Origin of the sequence: Pedobacter psychrodurus, assembly GCF_032678585.1 — a bacterium.
GTDB lineage: Bacteria > Bacteroidota > Bacteroidia > Sphingobacteriales > Sphingobacteriaceae > Pedobacter > Pedobacter psychrodurus_A.
In genome coordinates this window covers 34,773-53,474 of the sequence record NZ_JAVTSN010000049.1, presented here as the reverse complement: position 1 = coordinate 53,474, position 18,702 = coordinate 34,773, and the positions used below count along the sequence as shown (strand labels likewise).

Genomic DNA, 18,702 nt, shown 5'->3' with positions numbered 1-18,702 from the left:
TGGATTTTGGGTGAGGTTGGTATTCAGCAAAAGATCTGAAGCTGGGATGGGAAAGATTTTGTATTTCGCATCGGTTGAAGTTCCGTTCATCACATTCCCCTTCCAGTCCCACAGCAAAGCACCACCGGTAAACTTGCCAAAACGGATCAGATCGGTTCTGCGGTGTGCTTCCCAATACAGCTCCCGGCCACGCTCATCCAATAAAAAATTAAGGTTTAGCTGTCCCGCTGTAATGTTGCCAGAGGTATTTCCGTAGGCACGGGTACGCAGATCGTTAATCAGTTTTAATGCTTTTACGGCATCGCCCCCACTTCCACCACGTACGGTAGCCTCGGCATAATTGAGGTAAATTTCCCCCAAACGGATTAATGGAAAATCGGTATCCACAAAGGTACTGTTCGAACCTACTGCACCCGTTGAAGTGATATTTTTAAATTTTGCAGAAAGGTAACCTTCTGTAAAAATAGTCGGATGTGTAATGGTTAAAGTTTGTCCTTTGGTATAAAATATGGCCCTCTTATCGGTCCCGCCTGATGGGTCTGCAAATTTCGAGGTTACAAAAGCGGTGGTCATCCTGTTTCCGGCCCAACCGCCCGATGCAATTCCAAATTCGTTTGCAGCATCCATCGCCCCACCAACTCCGGCATGGATTATAAATGTCATGTCGCCATAACTTCTCGAGCTGTTCCCGTCTGTGGCAATGGGCATAATAATTTCTTGTCTGTATTTATTGTTATCGGCTAGAAAAAGCTGTGGATAACTGCTATGCAAAGCAAATTTGCCCGAGTTCAATATCTCGTTGGTATAAGTTAGGCACTCGGTATATTTTGCCTGGCCAATGTACACTTCGGCATTTAAATATAGGCGGCTTAACAATGCCCATGCTGCCGCACGGTCTGCCCTTGCATACTCATTGGCTCCCGGGTCGGCCAGGGCAGGAAGGATCGCTTTTAATTCTCCTTCTATGTAAGTGAACAGTTCTGCTCTTTTAATCTGGCGTGGAAGATAGGCACCAGGTTTATCGGCCTCAGTTACGAAGGGAACATTTGCATACAGATCCATCGCACACAAATAATAATATGCCCTTAAAAAACGGGCTTCAGCCTGATAGCGGGTTACATCTGTTTTTAAATTACCATCTAAACCTGGCAATTTATCATTTACCGATCTGATGTATTCGTTACAATAGCTGATATTGATAAAAAGCCTTTGGTACATTAATTTAACGTAAGAGTTCTGATCAGACCAAATATGGCCGTGGTATTCTACCAAACCTCCATCGCCCCAGGCATTAATACACTCATCGGTAGTGGCCTCCTGTGCTGCCCAGTATTCTCTTAAAAATGCCGTTGTACCCTCATCAGGTGCTGATATTTCTGGCAATCCCGATTCTCCCCGCTGCCCGGTCAAAGAAAGCGTGGAATAAAGTTTCGCCAAAAACTGTTTATACGATTCGGGACTATCAAAAACAGTTGCCGACGAAATGATCTTTGGATCTTTAGGCGTAGCATCCAGATCTTTTTTACAAGAACTGATCAGCAGCATTACTGAGACTGTGGCCAGTGATAATATTTTATATGATTTCATGATTTTGCTTGCTAGTGGTTAAAAATTACAGTTTAGGCCCAGTTGAAAGATCCTGGCCCTTGGGAAAAAGTTGTTATCAAGTCCGCCACTGATCTCCGGATCCAAACCTTTGTACTGTGTAATCACAAAAGCATTCTGAACCCCGGCATTTAGACGGATTTTTAACTTATTTTTAAGGTAAGCCGGCAGTGTATAACCTAAAGCGATGTTATCCATACGGAAATAAGATGCCTTTTGAATGTAATAGTCTGATAAAACCGTCTGTTGAGCGGTAGTAAACTGTGTATCTTCTGCAGCCTTGGTTTGATTCGATAAATAACCCAGCGAAGAATATAAACCACGGTAGGTACTGCCTGCAGCAACGTTATTGTAATTGTAGTTCCCTAAACTTAAACGTCCGGAGAAACTGAAATCCCATTTCTTGTAGCTTAACCTCGAATTAATACCCATCTGAACCGTTGGATCTGGTTTTTTGTAGATATACTGATCGGCACTGTTAATGATATTATCACCATTACGGTCTACATAGGTATCTTCAACAGGCTTGCCGTTGGCATCATAAACCTGCTGGTAAACAAAGAAAGAATTGATCGGCGAACCTACTTTTTGCGCCTGGATGGTTCCGGAAGTCGTACCTGCAATACCGCCAAGCTGAATAATGTAGTTCGGATCGTCGTTCAAAGCCAAACGGGTAATTTTATTTTTATTGTAGCTGATGTTATAGCCAAGCTGCCAGTTAAGGTCTTTTTGATCGACCACCACCGCATTCAGGCTAAACTCTGCACCGCGGTTTTCCATACTGCCAATATTGGTTAAAACCGTTGCAGAGAAATTGGTACCTACCGGAACATTTACAATACTTAAAAGATCTTTGGTTTTACGGTAATACACATCTAGTGATCCTGTTAAGCGGTTATTGAACAAACCATAATCAAGGCCGATATTCGTGGTAGTGGTCGACTCCCATTTGATATTTGCATCGTAACCATCCGGACGTAAGGTATAAAAAAAGTTATCGCCGAACTGGTATCTCGAGGTTTGATCACTGATGGTGTATTTCGCGAGGTAAGGATAGTTGTTGCCATTGTTCAGATCTTGCTGTCCGGTAACGCCATAACCTATTCTCAGCTTCAGATCAGAAAGTGTATTGTTATCTTTAAGAAATGCCTCTTCTTTTATTTTCCAGGTTAAGGCCCCGGCAGGGAACAATCCCCAACGCTGCTCTGGTGAGAAACGCGAGGTGGCATCATCACGTAAGGTAAAAGTTAACAGGTATTTGTTTTTGAAAGTATAGTTCAACCTTCCGAAGAACGATAGCAGATAATACTCGGTGATGTAATCGTTTGGTGGCTGGATGGATGTCATGGCCTGATCGGAAGATAAACTCGTTCCCTCCCTGTAAAAATGCGACCATGAATAGCCACCTGTAACGTTGATTACGCTCTCAATAGATTTAATGTCCTTATTGTAATTTAGATAGAAGTCTACCAATTGATTTTTTCTGTTTTCAGTATAATTGTTCAATCGTCCACCGGCAACAACTGGCGTGTAAACCCATTGGGTATTATCCAAAAGGTTGTTGTGCCCTACTGATTTTGCATAATCGTAACCAAGGTTCAAATTGGCATGCAGATCAGGAAAGAAATGAAGCTTATAATCGAACTGCGCATTACCAATACTTCTTTTTACGGTAGAAGTATTGTCGGTAAGATCTAGCATCGCCACCGGGTTTGCGGTAGCGAGCGTTACCGGAGGGCCATTTGGTGTATGGTCGCTTGTCCAGGTGGTGTAACCTCTCCATCTTGTATTACCATTAAAAACGGGTTGCGTAGGGTCATAATTAACGGCACTACCAATTGCACCCTGTTCTGCAAAATTATTGGTATTGTACAATCCTTTTAAATTCAGGTGGATATTCAGATGATTCTGGAACAAACTAGGATCCAGGCCCAAAGCAAGCGTTGTACGGCTAAAATTATATGTTTTCAGTACCCCATCGGCATTGTTATAACCCAGCGACAAACGATAAGGCAGGTTCTTCGCCGTACCCGAAACACTCAGGTTATGGTCTTGGGCAAACGCTTTCTGATAAATTTCATTTTGCCAGTCGGTATTTGCAGTGCCCAGCAAAGAAGTAATGGCTGTTGTACCGCCATAAACCTTGTTCACTACATCCCTAAATTCATCACCATTGTAATTATCTACCTGCTTCGGGAGAACTGAAAGTGAAGTAGTTAGTCCATAGTTTACCTGAAACTGCTTGGTACCACGTTTTGTGGTAATCAACATAACGCCATTTGAGGCCCTTGCGCCATAAATGGCAGTGGCAGAAGCATCTTTCAATACGGTAATGTTTTCTACATCGTTTGGATTGATCGTGGCCAGAATATTTGCCGAGCCGCCCATTGCTGTATTATCAACGGGAACATTATCAATCACAATTAAAGGATCGTTACTGGCATTTAACGATGCCCCTCCCCTTACCCTAATGGTGGAGGTATTACCCGGCGCCCCACTAATGGAAGTAATTACCACACCAGGCAGTTTACCCAGCACAGCATCCTGAATGGAATTTACAGCGCCCTTGTTAAAATCTTTAGCCGTAATTACACTTAATGCACCTGTAGCGTCGCTTTTTCTGATGGTCCCATAACCGATAACGGCCACATCATTTAAATTCTGCGAGGAAGGTACCAGTTGTAAATTAACGGTGCTGGTGCCGTTTACTGCTTTTTCGAGACTGTTGTAGCCAATGTAACTCACCACTAATGTTTGTGCCCCAGCCGGAACACCTGTTAATTTAAAATAGCCGTTAGCATCGGTCGCTGTTTTTAGTGTAGTACCTTTTAGCACAACAATTGCCGAAGGCAGTGGGAGGTTTTTTTCATCATTTATTTGCCCTGTGATGACGCTTGTTTGGGCAAAGCCCACGTGATACAGCAGTACAAAAAACAGCAGAAACCTGTTCCTTAAGGAGTAAATCTTTTCCATTAGCTCAATATTTATAATTTGGTTTATTGTGATCAATGCATTTGCTTAAATCACAAGTCAAAGAAAGGTGGCTGGAGTATAGGAAACAATTGATCAGACCCCTGATATAGAAAATATCAAGCTTCAATACCACACAAAAGGCTAATTAACAACAACTTAAAGCGAAAGTCAAACCTCCTAAATATAGAACAATTATGAAGTTGGAAGGGCGTTAAACCGCTTCAATTTCCATAATCCTATCTTCAAATTCATCGTTTTGAAGAATAGATTTGGTTTTAATGCGGTTTTTATACGAATAAATCGTGTTTACGGAATAGCCCAAAATTTTCGAAATTCTGTCGTTATCATGGATCCCCATTCTGATCAGGGCGAAGATGCGCAGTTCGGTGCTGAGCAGTTGCCCTTTGGGGATGAGGATCTGATCCTCCTCCTTAAAGAACGAATTGAATTTTGCTATAAATTCAGGGAAGAGGCGTAAGAATACCGTATCAAAGGTATTGAAGAGTTCTAAGCGCTCATTTTCCAGATTGAGGTTATGAACGGTTTTTAAAGCATCATCATAACGTTTACTGCTCAGTTTTTTATCGATAGATGTTTTAAAGTTTTCCAGTTTATCAATGTAAATGGAATTGATATTGAAATAGTAACTGATGTATTCGTTTTTGATGGTATTGGCAATACTGAGTTTTTTATTTACCTCTTCCAGCGTTTCATTCGTTTTCTGAAGGTTGCTGTTGGCGGCCTTGATGACCTCATCAGCCAGCCTAATTTTTTTCAACTGCCTAAAAATGATGACCGCAAAAATGACAACGAATATCACCAGCAAAGTAATGATAGATGAATAAATGTACAGCAGTTTTTTCTGGTGCTCGATCTGGTTGATCCACTGGGCTTCTATAATGGGCAAAATGCTGCTGATTTTAACCTGACGGTGTAACGCGCCATAAAAGGTCGCCTCGTCCATGGCCTGCTTAATATAAGCGTAGGCATTTTTAATGTCGCCTTTTTTAAAAAGAATATCAGCAAGTTTATAACTGGCTACGGTTTCTTTTGTAGCCGATTGAATATCAGAAATTGCCGCCTGGATTAACAGCTCCACCGATTTTTCCTGAGGACCGCGTATCTCGCAGATATAACTCAAACAACAGGCATTAACAGCATACTGATGTGGCGTTAAGCCCGGCATTTTTAACAGACTGGTATAAACCCTGCGGCCGTCGTCATAATTGCCTGTTCTCAGGTCCTGAAGTCCTTTCAGCTCCAGATAATTTACCGTACCGGGTTTAGCCAAAACCAAAGCAGAATCAATAGCACTGATTCCACGTGGATTATAAATTTCCCAGTAATCTATATTTCGGTTATAATCTGATAAGTCGAAATAACTTCTGGCTTTTAAAAAATAGTATCCTATCTTTTCATCCGGCGATAAAACCGCCACTTTGATGCTGTTGAGTACCTCAAGGGTTTCCTTAAATAAACCTGAAGAAAGCAACGTAAAACCCATTTTCATCCTCGCAGAGGCAATTAAAGCAGGATCTTTTAAAACAGATGCCGTTTGACTTAACCTTTTCGCATAACTGTAAGACGAATCATAACTAAAGGTTTTGTATTCTTCGTACAGCTCCTGATACACTAAAAAACGTGCCCTTAAATTACCAGCGGATAAGGATTTTGCCCTTAACGCGGCAATTCTCTCCTGCTTTTTCTCTATATAAACATCCTTTTTTTGAAGCACATTATTCAGTTCGTTTAAAAGACTATCGCTTTTAGACCGAGAAAATCCGCTTAAAGAAAAGCAAACAAGAAAGATTAGTAACAGATAGGGTTTGGCTAGTTTCATTAATCCTGAAGGGATAATTAAAAACTAAAGATATTAAATAATGATTAAACGGTTAACGATTTGTTTTCTTTAAGCTAAAAATATTTGAGGTTCAAAGCAAAGCAAGATGACATCCCATCATGAGTATTATTTTTTTTGGAAAGCAGGTGCAGCAGCCTTTAGGATAAAACAGTCCCGCTCGGTTCTCCCGACTTAAGCAAAGTGCGGGGCCGGATGAACCGAAGTTACACGAGTATTGCTTTTCGAAAAAAATGCTTTACCCTCTAACTTCAAGCATTCACCTATCGGCCCGCGTTACACCCATCGGTAGAAAAAAGAGGTATTTAGGCCAACTGCTGGTTGACAATATCGCCTTTGATTCACCCAATTAAGCCCTAAAATAGACCCTGGCCTTACCTATTGCTTACCCTTTAGGTAAGCAATAGGTAAGGAATAGGTAAGCAATAGGTAAGCAAAAGGTTAACATGGGGTTAACTTGGTACCTAGAAAGGATAGAATCTCCTATACGGTGTCTTATACTGGAATAAGTTTACGGTCAAAAGCGTGTTACTGTTAATTGTTTTCAGCTAATTTGATTTTACTGGATGTTGTTTACAAGATTCACTTATCGGTCGGTGTCTCACCGACCGATAGAAAAGTTGTGCTTAAGCGCCTAAGATGGTCCAAGTCCTCAATAGCTCATTTAATTTTTCACCCTGTTCTTTTCTTCGTCAGCACCAGATGATTCGTGTTTGGCCGGCGAAGAAAATGCCTTACCAAAACGGTAGCTGTAACTCAGCACAACCGCACGCGAATCTTGCTTATTTGTCCAGTTGGCCTCTGTTGCCGCCAGGTTATTAATTACACCATTATAAATCCGGTTTCTAAAAATATCATTAGCCGTCAACTTCAATGTACTTTTTGGCGAAAGTTTCTTCTGGAGTGCTGCACCAAATTCATTTACTGCTCCCACTAAAAACTGCACACTAGACAGCTTACTTTGGTAACGCATATTTACCTCGGCATTCCACGACGGACTGATTTTAAATTGCAGATTAGGGCTTGCCCTGAAGTAAGTTCCATTGGTAACCAAAAAACCGGTATAGAAATCAGTTTTAGAAATGATTTTGCCAAATTCGGTATAAGCATTCAGTTTAACCCATTTGGTGAGATCAATCTCTGCATTAACCGAAACATTAGCTACTCTTGTTTTGCCTACGTTGGCTGGTCTGCTGTAGTAGGTGCCATCTACAATCTCGATCGTTTCGTTCACCTCATCTTTAACCCAGCTATAACCAAAGGTGGTGGTAATTTTGTTTTTAAAAGTATGCGACAGTTCTATACTCTGCGTAAATGAAGGTTTTAGAAAGGGATTACCTACATAATAGGTAAACTTATCCAGCGGCGAGAAAAAGGGATTAAGGTCCTGATAATACGGGCGGTCGATTCTTCTTCCATAGTTTAAGCCCAGCTGATTGTTCCCTGCAGTATCCAGCTTATAAGAGAAATAAAGCGTTGGGAACAAGCTGTTGTATGTTCTTTTAAAACTGGAGTCGGGTTTGATCAGATTACCGAGCTGATGACCGTTAGAAACCGTGTTTTCATACCTCAATCCTACCTGGAGCGAAAAACGTTTGCCTTCTCTACTCATATTCAGGTAAACTGCATTAATATTTTCTTCATACAAAAAGTGATTGCTCTTTTCGTAATCGGCATTGGTTTTCCCGTTTGCAGTATTAAAGTAATCGGCAATATTATCCGTTTTGGTGTAGGCGGTTTTAGCACCTGCATCCAGTTTCCATTTGTTTTCAAGTGGATGCGAATAATCCACTTTTGCTGTATAGATATCAATATCCGAAGGCAAGTTGCCTGTTAAAATATCCTGATACTTCAATGTTCCGCTGGGCAGGTAACTGAAATTGTAATAGGTTTGATCGGTATTGTTGCGGTACAGCAAATAATCGGCATCAAAGGTCAATTCCCGTCCGGCCTGGTTAAATTTATGTCTGTAATTTAAGTTTACCCCTGCATTTTGATATTTAATCTGGTCGATATTTTCGGCCCTGATCACCGAATCCAATTGCATTGAGGCATTAGATAAATTACTGGTATTGTTGTTCACCTGTTTAGAAATCCGGTCCATTCCGGTTAACACAACACCCCAGGTGGTTTTCTCCGAAGCATAATAATCAAGCCCCGTTTTTAAATTAAAAGTATTGCCATGCCTGCGGAAATAAGAATTCTGATTGAAGTAGGATTTGGCATTACCATCGTCATTTTTATATTTCCGGTTCAGGTCGAGATCGGTAAAACTATTGTTCAGATTGTAACTTAGGTTTCCGAAAACATTAATTTTATCCTTGCGGTAGTTAAAATTAAAACTATTGTTCGATCTGCTTAACTCCCCCTGGTTCAAGCTCAGATTAATCCCACCGTTAAAACCAGCGGTTTTGGTTTTCTTGGTTTTGATATTGATTACCCCGCCATTTCCCGCAGCGTCATATTTGGCAGGCGGATTGGTCATCAGCTCAATCTGATCAAGCGAAGAAGAAGGTAGCGAACGCAGGTAGTTTTCCAGGTCGGCGCCAGATAAATAAGTTGGTTTATCATCAATGAAAATAGCCACGCCATTCTTGCCTTTAAGCGAGATTGCCCCGTTTTGGTCTACACTTACCCCGGGCGATTTGCTCAGCACATCCAAAGCAGTGGTTCCTGCATTGGAAATCAAGGCATCAACGTTAACCACCGTACGGTCTATCTTTCGTTCCACAAAAGCCTTTTGCCCCGAAATATTTACCTCTTTTAAATTGGTTGTTCCGGTTTTGATCTTCAGCTCAGCTAAATTAATAATAGCACGATTGGCGGTTAAAACCAGGGTATCGGTTTGATAAATAGGCGAACCTAACACCGATACCTTGATGAGGTATTTTCCGTAAACGAGCTTATCGAAACTAAACGATCCGTCTTTTTCGGTGAAGGTTGTTTTTAACAAAACCGAATCTTTAAGCAAGGCTGCCGTAGCATACTCGATATTTTTTCCTTCGGCATCCACTACACGGCCATAAATTCTGGATGGAAGTTGTTGGGCTTGAGCAAAATTAAGGGCAATATTTATCCATACAGCTAAAAAAGCGATGATTTTAAATTTCATGATGTGCGTGGGATTAGCGCTTTTAGAATTTAGTTTTTATTGTTTTCGATCAGGAAGTTATACATCAGAGCATGTTTATCGCTCTTCAAAAACTTTTGTCTGTACTTTTTCTGAACGTCACCATTTTGTTTAACACCATTTACAATCAACTCATCTTTGTTGAGCTTATACGATAATTTATTGGTGCTGCTGATGATACCGTCTTTCATCAATTGATTATTGATTTCGTTAGTATAATCATGGCCATCACCATTGGTAACCGTCTTTGAAGTAACGGTACGCTGAGAGCCAGTTTTAGTACTTGATTTTTCGTTGTATACTGGTGGTGTTGGAGGCGTTGGTGGAGTTACCTGAACTGGTGGTACAGGTGGAACTGCAGGCACTGCCGGTACGGCAACTGATGCCCTTGGCGCTCTCGGCGCTCTTGGTGGGCGTGGCGGACGGGGTGCTCTAGGTGGGCGGCCTCCTTTACCCTCATTATCATCCTTTGCCCATTTATCAGCTTCCTTTGCCCACCTGGCATCTTCCTTGGCCCATTTTTCGTCTTCGGCAGCTAATTTTGCATCCTCTTTGGCAAATTTCTCGTCTGCTTTTCTTAACTGTTCATCAGCAATTCTTGCTTTTGCATCTTCTTTCCTCATCCTGGCGTCTTCTCTTGCCTTAACGATATCACCTTCAATGGCTTTTTTATCAGCAGCCCTGGCATTTACATCTTCATCTGTTTCGTTTTTTTTACGCTTCTCATCTAACTGTTTCAATTGCTTGTCCATTTTCGCATTGATCTCCTTTTCTATTAGATCTGCTGATTTGCCTTCGGCAGTTTTAGTTCTTTTGGTGCTATCCTGTTTGGTCTGTACTAAATTGGACAACTCTTTGTTGGTAACTGTTTTTGCATTGCCCACGCTTTTAAAGGCGGCAGTACAAAGCACTACCGATACCAGGGCGATGGTTAATATTGTTTTTTCCATTTTGTTTAAAGTTGAATTGGTGTTGAATAACATCCTGCTCGCTCTGTGCAGCAGGCTACCTTTCTTACCCGTAATCGCCATGGCATAAGCAGGTGCACGCTGCTTATATTCCTGACACACAATAAGGGCTTGAACATAGTTTTTGCGATCGTTTACACATTCGATGGCCAAATCATCGCAGCAATTCTCGCGTTCTGTTTTTATTAATTGTGATACCCAAAGTACCGCTGGGTTAAAGAAGAAAACGATTTCGATAAAACTCTGTAACAGGTTTACCAGATAATCTTTCCGTTTGATGTGCGCAAGTTCATGCGACAGTATAGCCTCAACTTCGACATTGGAAAGGCCGTTGAGCAAACCTAAGGGAATCAGGATCAACGGTTTTAAATGCCCTACCACCATGGGTGCCTGTGCAATTCCGGATTGCATGATTTTAACAGGCTGATTTAATCCCATCTTGCTTGCAAGTTCAGCTGATTTTTCATCCCATTTTTTACCTGCAGCATAAGTTTTATGATTACGCAAATGATGTATACCATTTAAGCCAACCATTAGCTGGATACTTTTTCCACAGATGATCAGAAACCAGATCAATACAATCTGATAAGCATAGGCATTCCAGATGGCAAGCACTTTATTCAGTCCTGAATACATATCGTTTTGAACGCTTGTAATTGTAGGTTGCTTTGCATCTCCGTTTGGGAGGTTAATAACGATCTGATTTAAAGTAGAATCGACAGATTTTTGCAGTTCTCTATAAAAAGTAAAGCTTATTGCCACAACAAACATCCCCAAACAAATGGTAAGTAGGTTATAGCGCACTTTTGCACTTGTTTTGCGCGTAGTAAACATCACCAAACCGGCAAAGAGAGACAAGATTACCCCCAGCCACAAAGAATGGAACAAGGTGGCACCCAGGGCATGCAGCCAGTTTTCGGGCAAAAGCTTAATTAATTTAAATTCCATTGTTGTGGTTCTGTTAGGAGCTGTTGTTATCAATTATTCCATGCTATCCAATAGCCGCTTAATCTCTTCGATTTCCTGTTTAGATGTTTTCTCATTACCCAATAGTTGCATCATTAACTGCGAGGCCGAGCCTTTATATAAAGTATTCACGAAACGGTCTAACAACTGAACTTTGGTTTTCTCTTCTGCCTCAACCGGAATATAAATGTGTTTCATTTGGCTTTCATCACGTTTCAATATTCCCTTTTCGGTCAAAATTTGCATCTGCTTTAAAGTTGAGGTATAGTTCACCTCCTTTTGGCTGTTCAATTTATCGTTTACAAACCGAACTGTAGATGGACCGAATTCCCAAAGCACCTGAAGAATTTCTAATTCAGCTTTGGTTGGTTCAGGTAGATTATTTCCAGTTTGATTACTTTTCATAATTTAAAGGTACGACATTTATCGTACGTTGCAAGTATTAGGTTGTATATTTTTAATAAAAATTCTTAACTTATTGATATTAAGTAAATTAAAAATTATGAAAATAAACTAAGACTATGTTTTATAACGAGAAGTCAAGTATATTTATTAATCTAGCCGCGTCTGAAAATCAGAACTTTTAATAAAAAGATGTCTATTGACAACAATCATCAATCAACTTAATTTTTATCAATGGAAATAAGATAGCGCATCAGCAAATTTGGGAATAAATCTATCCCATGTCGCCTGTTTCTCTTTTAAGGTTACATTTTATCGCTCATAAGAATTAAGATGACAGATAAAATGAATAACATTTACGGATTGTTTATCAGATACCTGATATTAACAGTCATCTATCTCGTGCTGTTGATCATCTTTGGCGAGTATTATTTTTTATGAGCTTTAATATCGAAATCTTTAACCTTGATGGTTTTGCCAACCTATTATTATCACAGAGGGGGCTTTCCTACTGGGAAGAATCGGTATTTTTAATATTCTTGCCTTTTCTTATTACTATAGGTTTTATTATTCATTTTTGGATTTACGATACTTCATCATTAAGGCGCACTAGAAACTTTGCTTTTATAATTGGCTTGCTCCCTTTTACTTTCTTGCCTTTACTCCTAAACTTTCAAAATTTGAGCTTCTCACTGTTGTTGTCGGGCATTTCCATTATACTTTTACTTTCGTTATGGATTATTCTTTATCATATCAGGATGTTTCAGTTCAGTTACCTTTCACTTCACCTATTCATTGCCTGCTGTGTGATATTAACATTTACCTTTGTTTCACGGATTAATCGGGATGTGCAGAATTGTTTGAACAGTGCAAAAAGTATTGGCGATATTAAGGATTTAAACATTACACCGATAGATAGAGACGCTATTTTTATCGGTAATACAGCATCTTTTGAGCTTTATTACTCCCGAGGCCAACAAAAAAGCATCATTCGGCCTAAAATAAATTAAATAATAATTTCTTGAGCCAGTTATTAACATAGAACCATCCTATACAACCAGTAGTTTTGATATATTGACCACAATCAAAATTGAACTTGACAATTATCAATTTGTTTATTCGTCATAATGACGATTTTTATTGGATATTTGTCTATTAATCTCTATAAAATCACTCAAAAAATGTCTTTTCTAAAAAAACTTATTAAAAAAGCCGATCATTTTGTTTTTAATAAGGTCAGCAATCCTGCCTTCATTCCTGTGAAGACAGTTTTTCTATCCCGATATCTTTCTGCAAACAACTATACCCCTGATCGTGTTCTTATCCGGGAATAAATGAAGATTCATGCTTCACTACACAAACAATGCATCGGCACGCAGAAATTTCATTCAATTTATTGGATAAATGATGAGTCTGATTTAGGCACCGTGCACCCGCAGTTTATTTTTCCCATATAATTTGCATTTGTCTATCACTTATCCAGAGGTCTAAGTTTAGTCTGCTGAGAAGCTTAATTAACGCAACAAAAAGGTCCGGAAATCAGGTTCGATACCTGTTTACCAATCCCAAAGGGAATTACTCCCTTCAGGATTAAATATAAAATTTAAATGGAGGGATCTAAAATCTTGGTTATACTTGAGGATTTTGATTTAAGAATAAAAATCACCGAAATACTTACCATCGGAAAATACAATGTCAAATCTACTCATAGTGGCAAAGAAGCGATCGACATGATCAGGACAAACCCCGTTGACATTGTTATTTCCGGGGTAAATCTAGCCGAGATGGATGGTATCGGCGTTTTGCGTGTGGCTAATAAGTTTATGGAAACTGCAAGCACAAGTTTTATAATGGTATTGAACAATGACGAATACGATCTTGCCAGGAGAGCGATGGAACTGGGCGCTGAGGGCTACCTCATGACTCCCTTCGATGACGGTGAATTGCTTAATCATGTAGAGGTAAGGCTCAGAAAAAAAAGGTTTCAACATGAATTATTCTTAAAGCAACATGTTAAGTTAAGAAATATCCACAACAGTAACGATGAGTTATCTTGGTTGAGATCAAGATTTGAAGGAACGTTACCCAGGGCATTTAAGAAAAACCAGGTGCTTTATTACAGGGGAGAAAAAAGATCGCTCGGACTACATTACATTTTATCAGGAAAAATCAAAACCTACATAGCCGACGCAACGGGCCATGTACTAATTACAGGCATTTATGGCCCGCACGAGTATTTTGGGCTTCAAGGGACACTATTAGGCGCCGAAAACAGTGAGATTGCAGAGGCCATTGATAACACCGAAATACTTACCATCCCTCACGCTGATGTACAGAATTTAATTTCAGATTACCCCGAGCTGTTCGGTATTTTTGCGAAGGGCCTTGCACTTAAACTAAGAGGCCGCGATGAAAAGCTAATGGATATCGCCTATTACTCCGTGCGGAAAAGAATAGCAAAAGCAATAATCGAACTCACCAAACATAATCAAGGGTCTAATGAAAATTATCGCTTTATACTACCCAGGTATGATCTGGCCTGTTTAATCGGCATTGCAACCGAAACATTAAGCAGGGTATTGGGCGATTTTACGAAAGAGGGATTAATCGAAAAAGAGGGCAATAATATTATTGTTCTGGATATGGATGCGCTGAAAATGATGAAAAACTAGCGTTGAATCCCGCCTAGACAATAGGCTATCTATCATGCGATTACCCCTCAACTTATCCATGAGAAAGATCAAGATCAGGCTTGATCAAAATCAGCGGAAAATTAATTTTAAATATACAATTTAGTCACAGTCTATCTTAAGGAATTGGTACAATGCTAAGAAACTGATTTCTGCAGTTAGATTATAAATCGATTTAGTAGCATGAACATATCTTAAAACGCATTCCGTTGAAAACGGGTAGAATTTACCTTGAGAAGATTGAGACTTTGAACGCAACTTGTTTACAAATACTATACTCAACAAAAACCAAATCAATTGTTACCACTTAATAAGATCAACATGGAAGTAAGTTACATCAAATATTTTTTAAGGGTATTTCTTCCGCTTCTAGACCGAAAAAATGATAGGGCAGCGATCCGGTTTATGTTCAGACATACTGCTTTTTTCAGCATCAGTAAAGGGAAAAGACTTTTCGGCCCAAACCATCGGAGCACAGCGGGTAACCTTATCATCGTTGGGGATGGTTTGGTGAATGGTTATTTAAGAAATAATGAAGAAGAACATGCCAATATATGGCTTGGCACGAAAGGCAGTGTATACATCTATAATCATTCTAAAATGGATGATAACTTTAACCTCTTCGCAATAGAAGACGCCATTGTTTTCCTGATAGATCAATCTGAATTAAAAGAGGGTTGCGCCTGGTATCCTGTTCTTGATACTTTATTCAATGCCCACCTGCTTAGAAAAGCATTTTCTGATGTAAATAACAGAAATATATTGTTCAGACTTCAGCACACTGAAAACAGAATATCCTTATTCAGAAGAATGTATCCAGGGCTGTTTGACAGGATGCCTACTGATCTGCTGCTCTCCTATCTTGATATCAATTTAAATTTAACTTGTGGCCATGAACTCGAAATTGATGGTGTATTCAATAATAGCACATTTAACGATGTGTGAAAATAAATGGGCAGTATTCTTTTAACTATCTCGTTTACCGTACACTGCTACTTATTGATCAGCGCAATATCGTCTACAATAATATCTCCCGATGATGTTTTATCAAAAATAAAACGGATTTCTTTGAGATCGTTCAGCTCAAAATCGCTGTGGTTCCCTAAAGCTTTCGCCAGATCAAAATAGAAAAAATCGGGTACCGCCTCCGAGTTCGGGTAATCGCTGAGAAAATCAAACTTACTCAGATGTTTTGCTATTTGTGGCTGGAGAAGACTACAATTGCTCAGAGGAAAAGAAAAACGGTGGTTTTTACGGTCTGTAACCTCAATGGTGAAATCGATAGGTTTGACACTACCTGAAGTATTTTCCTTGCCTGCAGCCAGTGAAAAACTCAGCATCTTACCTGACAAAGCAAGCGGTGATGATAAAGTAAGGGAAAAGAAACTGGCCTGATGTTTAGGTTTTAAAGAATCCCAGCCAAGGTAAACAGCCTTAGAGACCTGCATGCCCCATAAAAATTTATTCTGTTGTTCCTTCCACTCGCGAAGGCCACTCGTGGTTATTTTACCACCTGGAACAGACATTGTGCCAACATCTATATCCTCATCAAAATCTGCCAATAAAGTTTTTTGTGCAGGTTCGAACTGGTTCATGTATATCTTTTTAGGTAACCAGTTTCTACCAAACCTTGTATCCATAAAAAGCGGTTTATAACCTGCCTTATTGTTTAGCGTTGTTTCCAGAAAACCGTTAATGTATACACTTAATATTTTCTGCTGTTCCCGCTCATCCATCAGTTGTTTTAGGTTAAACCGATTAATGCCCGGTCCTGAACCATCTTTTCGGCCCCAAACCGAATTAAACTGGCCATGATTGGCTGCACTTAAATAAAGTCCGGCTTTAAAACCATTAAAACTGGGCGAAAGCTGAATTCTTTTCATAGTAGCAAGTCCACCGTAGGTTTGCATATCCATATCAAGTGCCCCCTGGATCACAAAATAATTGATATCCTTTGCAACGGTTAAAGTTCCTCCAGGTTTATACTGGCCATCAACAGGCGCGATGGCAATAACGGCTCCAATATTGAAATTAAATTTGAATATCTCCCTTGCATCATCCGGATAATGGCTAAGCTTGTTAAATACTGCAGCATGCGTTACCGCCTCTCCGCCTCTCGAATGACCGACGATGGCAATCTTATCCATATCCAGCCTTTTATAAAAACTATTGCCCGGTGTATTGTTCCATTTGCGCAAAAGTTCGAGGTGTTTTAACAGTAGCCATGCCCTGGCCGCGTTCTCATTTTTTAATCCGCCACCAAATACATCCAGATCGGTAAGCGAAAGGTTAAGAAAATTCTCGTCTACCGAAACCACCATATATCCACGACTGGCCAATAACTCACCCAAAAAGGTATAACCCGGATCGGAAGCATGCTGAGCCAGGTGATTCCCATGAACGATTACCACAAGCGGCAAGGGTCCTTTTTTCTCTTTTGGATACCAAACCAGTCCATTCAGTGGAAGCGACTTCTGATCGAACCCAAAATACATCGTTCTGAGTTTTCCAGAAACGCCACTCCAGGAAGTGAGCAAACGAGAACCATCTATGCTAGTGGTTTTAATCTTTACCCCATCACCAAATTCTTTCCGCCATTTATCCTTACCATTTCCATAACTTAGAAAAATAGGTTTATACAGTCCTTTAAGTGATGGATCTGGCAGTTTAATGGCCTCAGGGAGCTTACCTTTTAGTTTATAGTTTACAACAGCGATTGGTTTGGTTCCCTGCCCCAAAAAAAGACACAGACCTAAAATTAACGCAAAAGAAGAAAGTACCAGTACCAGAAACCAAAAAATCCTTTTCAAATTTTTCAATGGAAACAGACTGCCTTTTTTCCATTGATAAAGACCGGTGAATATCAATATGGGCAATACAATTATTCCTGCAATCAGTACCCAGCCATAAGTGCCAGGAAGATGAAAAAAATAAAAAACAGCCAGATAACAAAAAATAATGGCAACCTGGTAAGCGGCAGGAATACGTGGCAGTAATTTTAACAACCACATGATCAAAACTGAAATCACAATACCACAGCCGATATAAAACAACAGATACCCTATAAGATATAAAATAGGTATATGCTGATAAAAATAAAGCACATGTATTACCGATAAAAACAGCACCACAAAGGCAACAATAAACTTACCTGCCCTGCTGGGCAATTTTTCTGCCGGGGAAAGAAATTCGACGATGCGTTTAAAAAAGGATTTGATTTTAGCAATTATAATCATAAGTCTTAATCGAATTTATTAATACAACAGGGATAAGATCCCAATACCAGCTGATTTTCAACAGGCACGGGATAATGTGCCTATTCAGCAAATTAATAAAAATTGATAATTAATTAAAAATTGTTGCCGCCTTAGGTATTTACAAAATGATATTGGCGAGACATTAAACATCTGATGTTTAAATAAAACATCGTATGTTTGTATCGTTAATCCAAAAACAATGAAACAGGAAAGCAAACTTTTCGAGCAGATATCAACCAAAATCAGGAATGATATTAAAGAGGGGAAATTTAAAGTGGGTGAGAAAATCCCTTCCGAGCCTGCATTAATGGAATTATACCGAGTTGGCCGTTCCACGATTAGAGAAGCAATAAAGTCGCTTACCTTATCTGGAATCCTTACCGTGCAACAAGGTTTTGGCACAAAGGTGAATGCCTTGCCTACTGAACCGATTGAGCAGCGTTTGCGTAATTCTGATTTTGATGAGATCAATCAGGTAAGGGCATTGCTCGAACAGGAAATTGTTAGACTGGCTACACAAAACCGAACTGAATCAGATCTGGAAAGCATTAATGATGCACTTGAAAACAGGAAACGGGCCATCGAGCAGGAATTAAGAACTGAATGTACAAATGCCGATATCGAATTTCACCTAGCCATTGCCCATGCCTCTGGGAACCGTGTACTGGCCGATCTATATGAAAGCTTTACGGTGATCATCCGCGATTTCTTTGCCAAAAGAGCACCATCAGGCATTACACACTTTGCCATGAGCCATCATTTGCACCAGGCATTGTTTGATGCTATAAGGGAGGGCAACACCGAAAGCGCCAAAGCAATAACCACAACCATATTGAACAATAATCACTAATAT

At 39.9% G+C, this 18,702-nt stretch carries 10 protein-coding genes; 3 read left to right on the top strand and 7 right to left on the bottom strand.

Annotated elements, in window-relative coordinates:
- From R2S57_RS25035 to R2S57_RS25010, 6 genes are all read right to left on the bottom strand, one after another.
- A partial coding sequence (locus R2S57_RS25035) for a RagB/SusD family nutrient uptake outer membrane protein (RefSeq protein WP_316847655.1) occupies window positions 1-1,587 on the bottom strand: 1,587 nt, incomplete at its 3' end.
- Window positions 1,588-1,605: 18 nt separating this feature from the next.
- On the bottom strand, window positions 1,606-4,578 hold the full coding sequence (locus R2S57_RS25030; RefSeq protein ID WP_316847654.1) for a SusC/RagA family TonB-linked outer membrane protein: 2,973 nt from the start codon (window positions 4,576-4,578) through the stop codon (window positions 1,606-1,608).
- A gap of 211 nt (window positions 4,579-4,789) precedes the next feature.
- Window positions 4,790-6,418 carry a DUF6377 domain-containing protein gene (locus R2S57_RS25025; protein ID WP_316847653.1) on the bottom strand — a complete coding sequence of 543 codons (1,629 nt, stop codon included), beginning with the start codon at window positions 6,416-6,418 and terminating at the stop codon, window positions 4,790-4,792.
- Between the two features lie 682 nt (window positions 6,419-7,100).
- Window positions 7,101-9,548, bottom strand: coding sequence for a TonB-dependent receptor domain-containing protein (locus tag R2S57_RS25020; protein WP_316847652.1), 2,448 nt, complete (start codon window positions 9,546-9,548; stop codon window positions 7,101-7,103).
- A gap of 29 nt (window positions 9,549-9,577) precedes the next feature.
- On the bottom strand, window positions 9,578-11,482 hold the full coding sequence (locus tag R2S57_RS25015; RefSeq protein WP_316847651.1) for a M56 family metallopeptidase: 1,905 nt from the start codon (window positions 11,480-11,482) through the stop codon (window positions 9,578-9,580).
- A gap of 33 nt (window positions 11,483-11,515) precedes the next feature.
- Window positions 11,516-11,905 carry a BlaI/MecI/CopY family transcriptional regulator gene (locus tag R2S57_RS25010; protein ID WP_316847650.1) on the bottom strand — a complete coding sequence of 130 codons (390 nt, stop codon included), beginning with the start codon at window positions 11,903-11,905 and terminating at the stop codon, window positions 11,516-11,518.
- Between the two features lie 1,604 nt (window positions 11,906-13,509).
- Here R2S57_RS25010 and R2S57_RS25005 point away from each other — a divergent pair.
- The gene (locus tag R2S57_RS25005) at window positions 13,510-14,574 is read left to right on the top strand and encodes a response regulator (protein ID WP_316847649.1); all 1,065 of its coding nucleotides are present in this window, start codon (window positions 13,510-13,512) and stop codon (window positions 14,572-14,574) included.
- A gap of 339 nt (window positions 14,575-14,913) precedes the next feature.
- Window positions 14,914-15,537 (top strand): hypothetical protein, encoded by a 624-nt coding sequence (locus R2S57_RS25000; RefSeq protein WP_316847648.1) that lies wholly within the window; start codon window positions 14,914-14,916, stop codon window positions 15,535-15,537.
- Window positions 15,538-15,584: 47 nt separating this feature from the next.
- On the opposite strand, the gene R2S57_RS24995 is transcribed toward R2S57_RS25000, so the two are convergent.
- Window positions 15,585-17,828 (bottom strand): chlorophyllase/cutinase-like alpha/beta fold protein, encoded by a 2,244-nt coding sequence (locus R2S57_RS24995; RefSeq protein ID WP_316847647.1) that lies wholly within the window; start codon window positions 17,826-17,828, stop codon window positions 15,585-15,587.
- 220 nt (window positions 17,829-18,048) lie between these two features.
- On the opposite strand from R2S57_RS24995, the gene R2S57_RS24990 reads away from it, so the two are divergent.
- Window positions 18,049-18,699, top strand: coding sequence for a FadR/GntR family transcriptional regulator (locus R2S57_RS24990; protein WP_316847646.1), 651 nt, complete (start codon window positions 18,049-18,051; stop codon window positions 18,697-18,699).
- The last annotated feature ends 3 nt before the right edge of the window (window positions 18,700-18,702 follow it).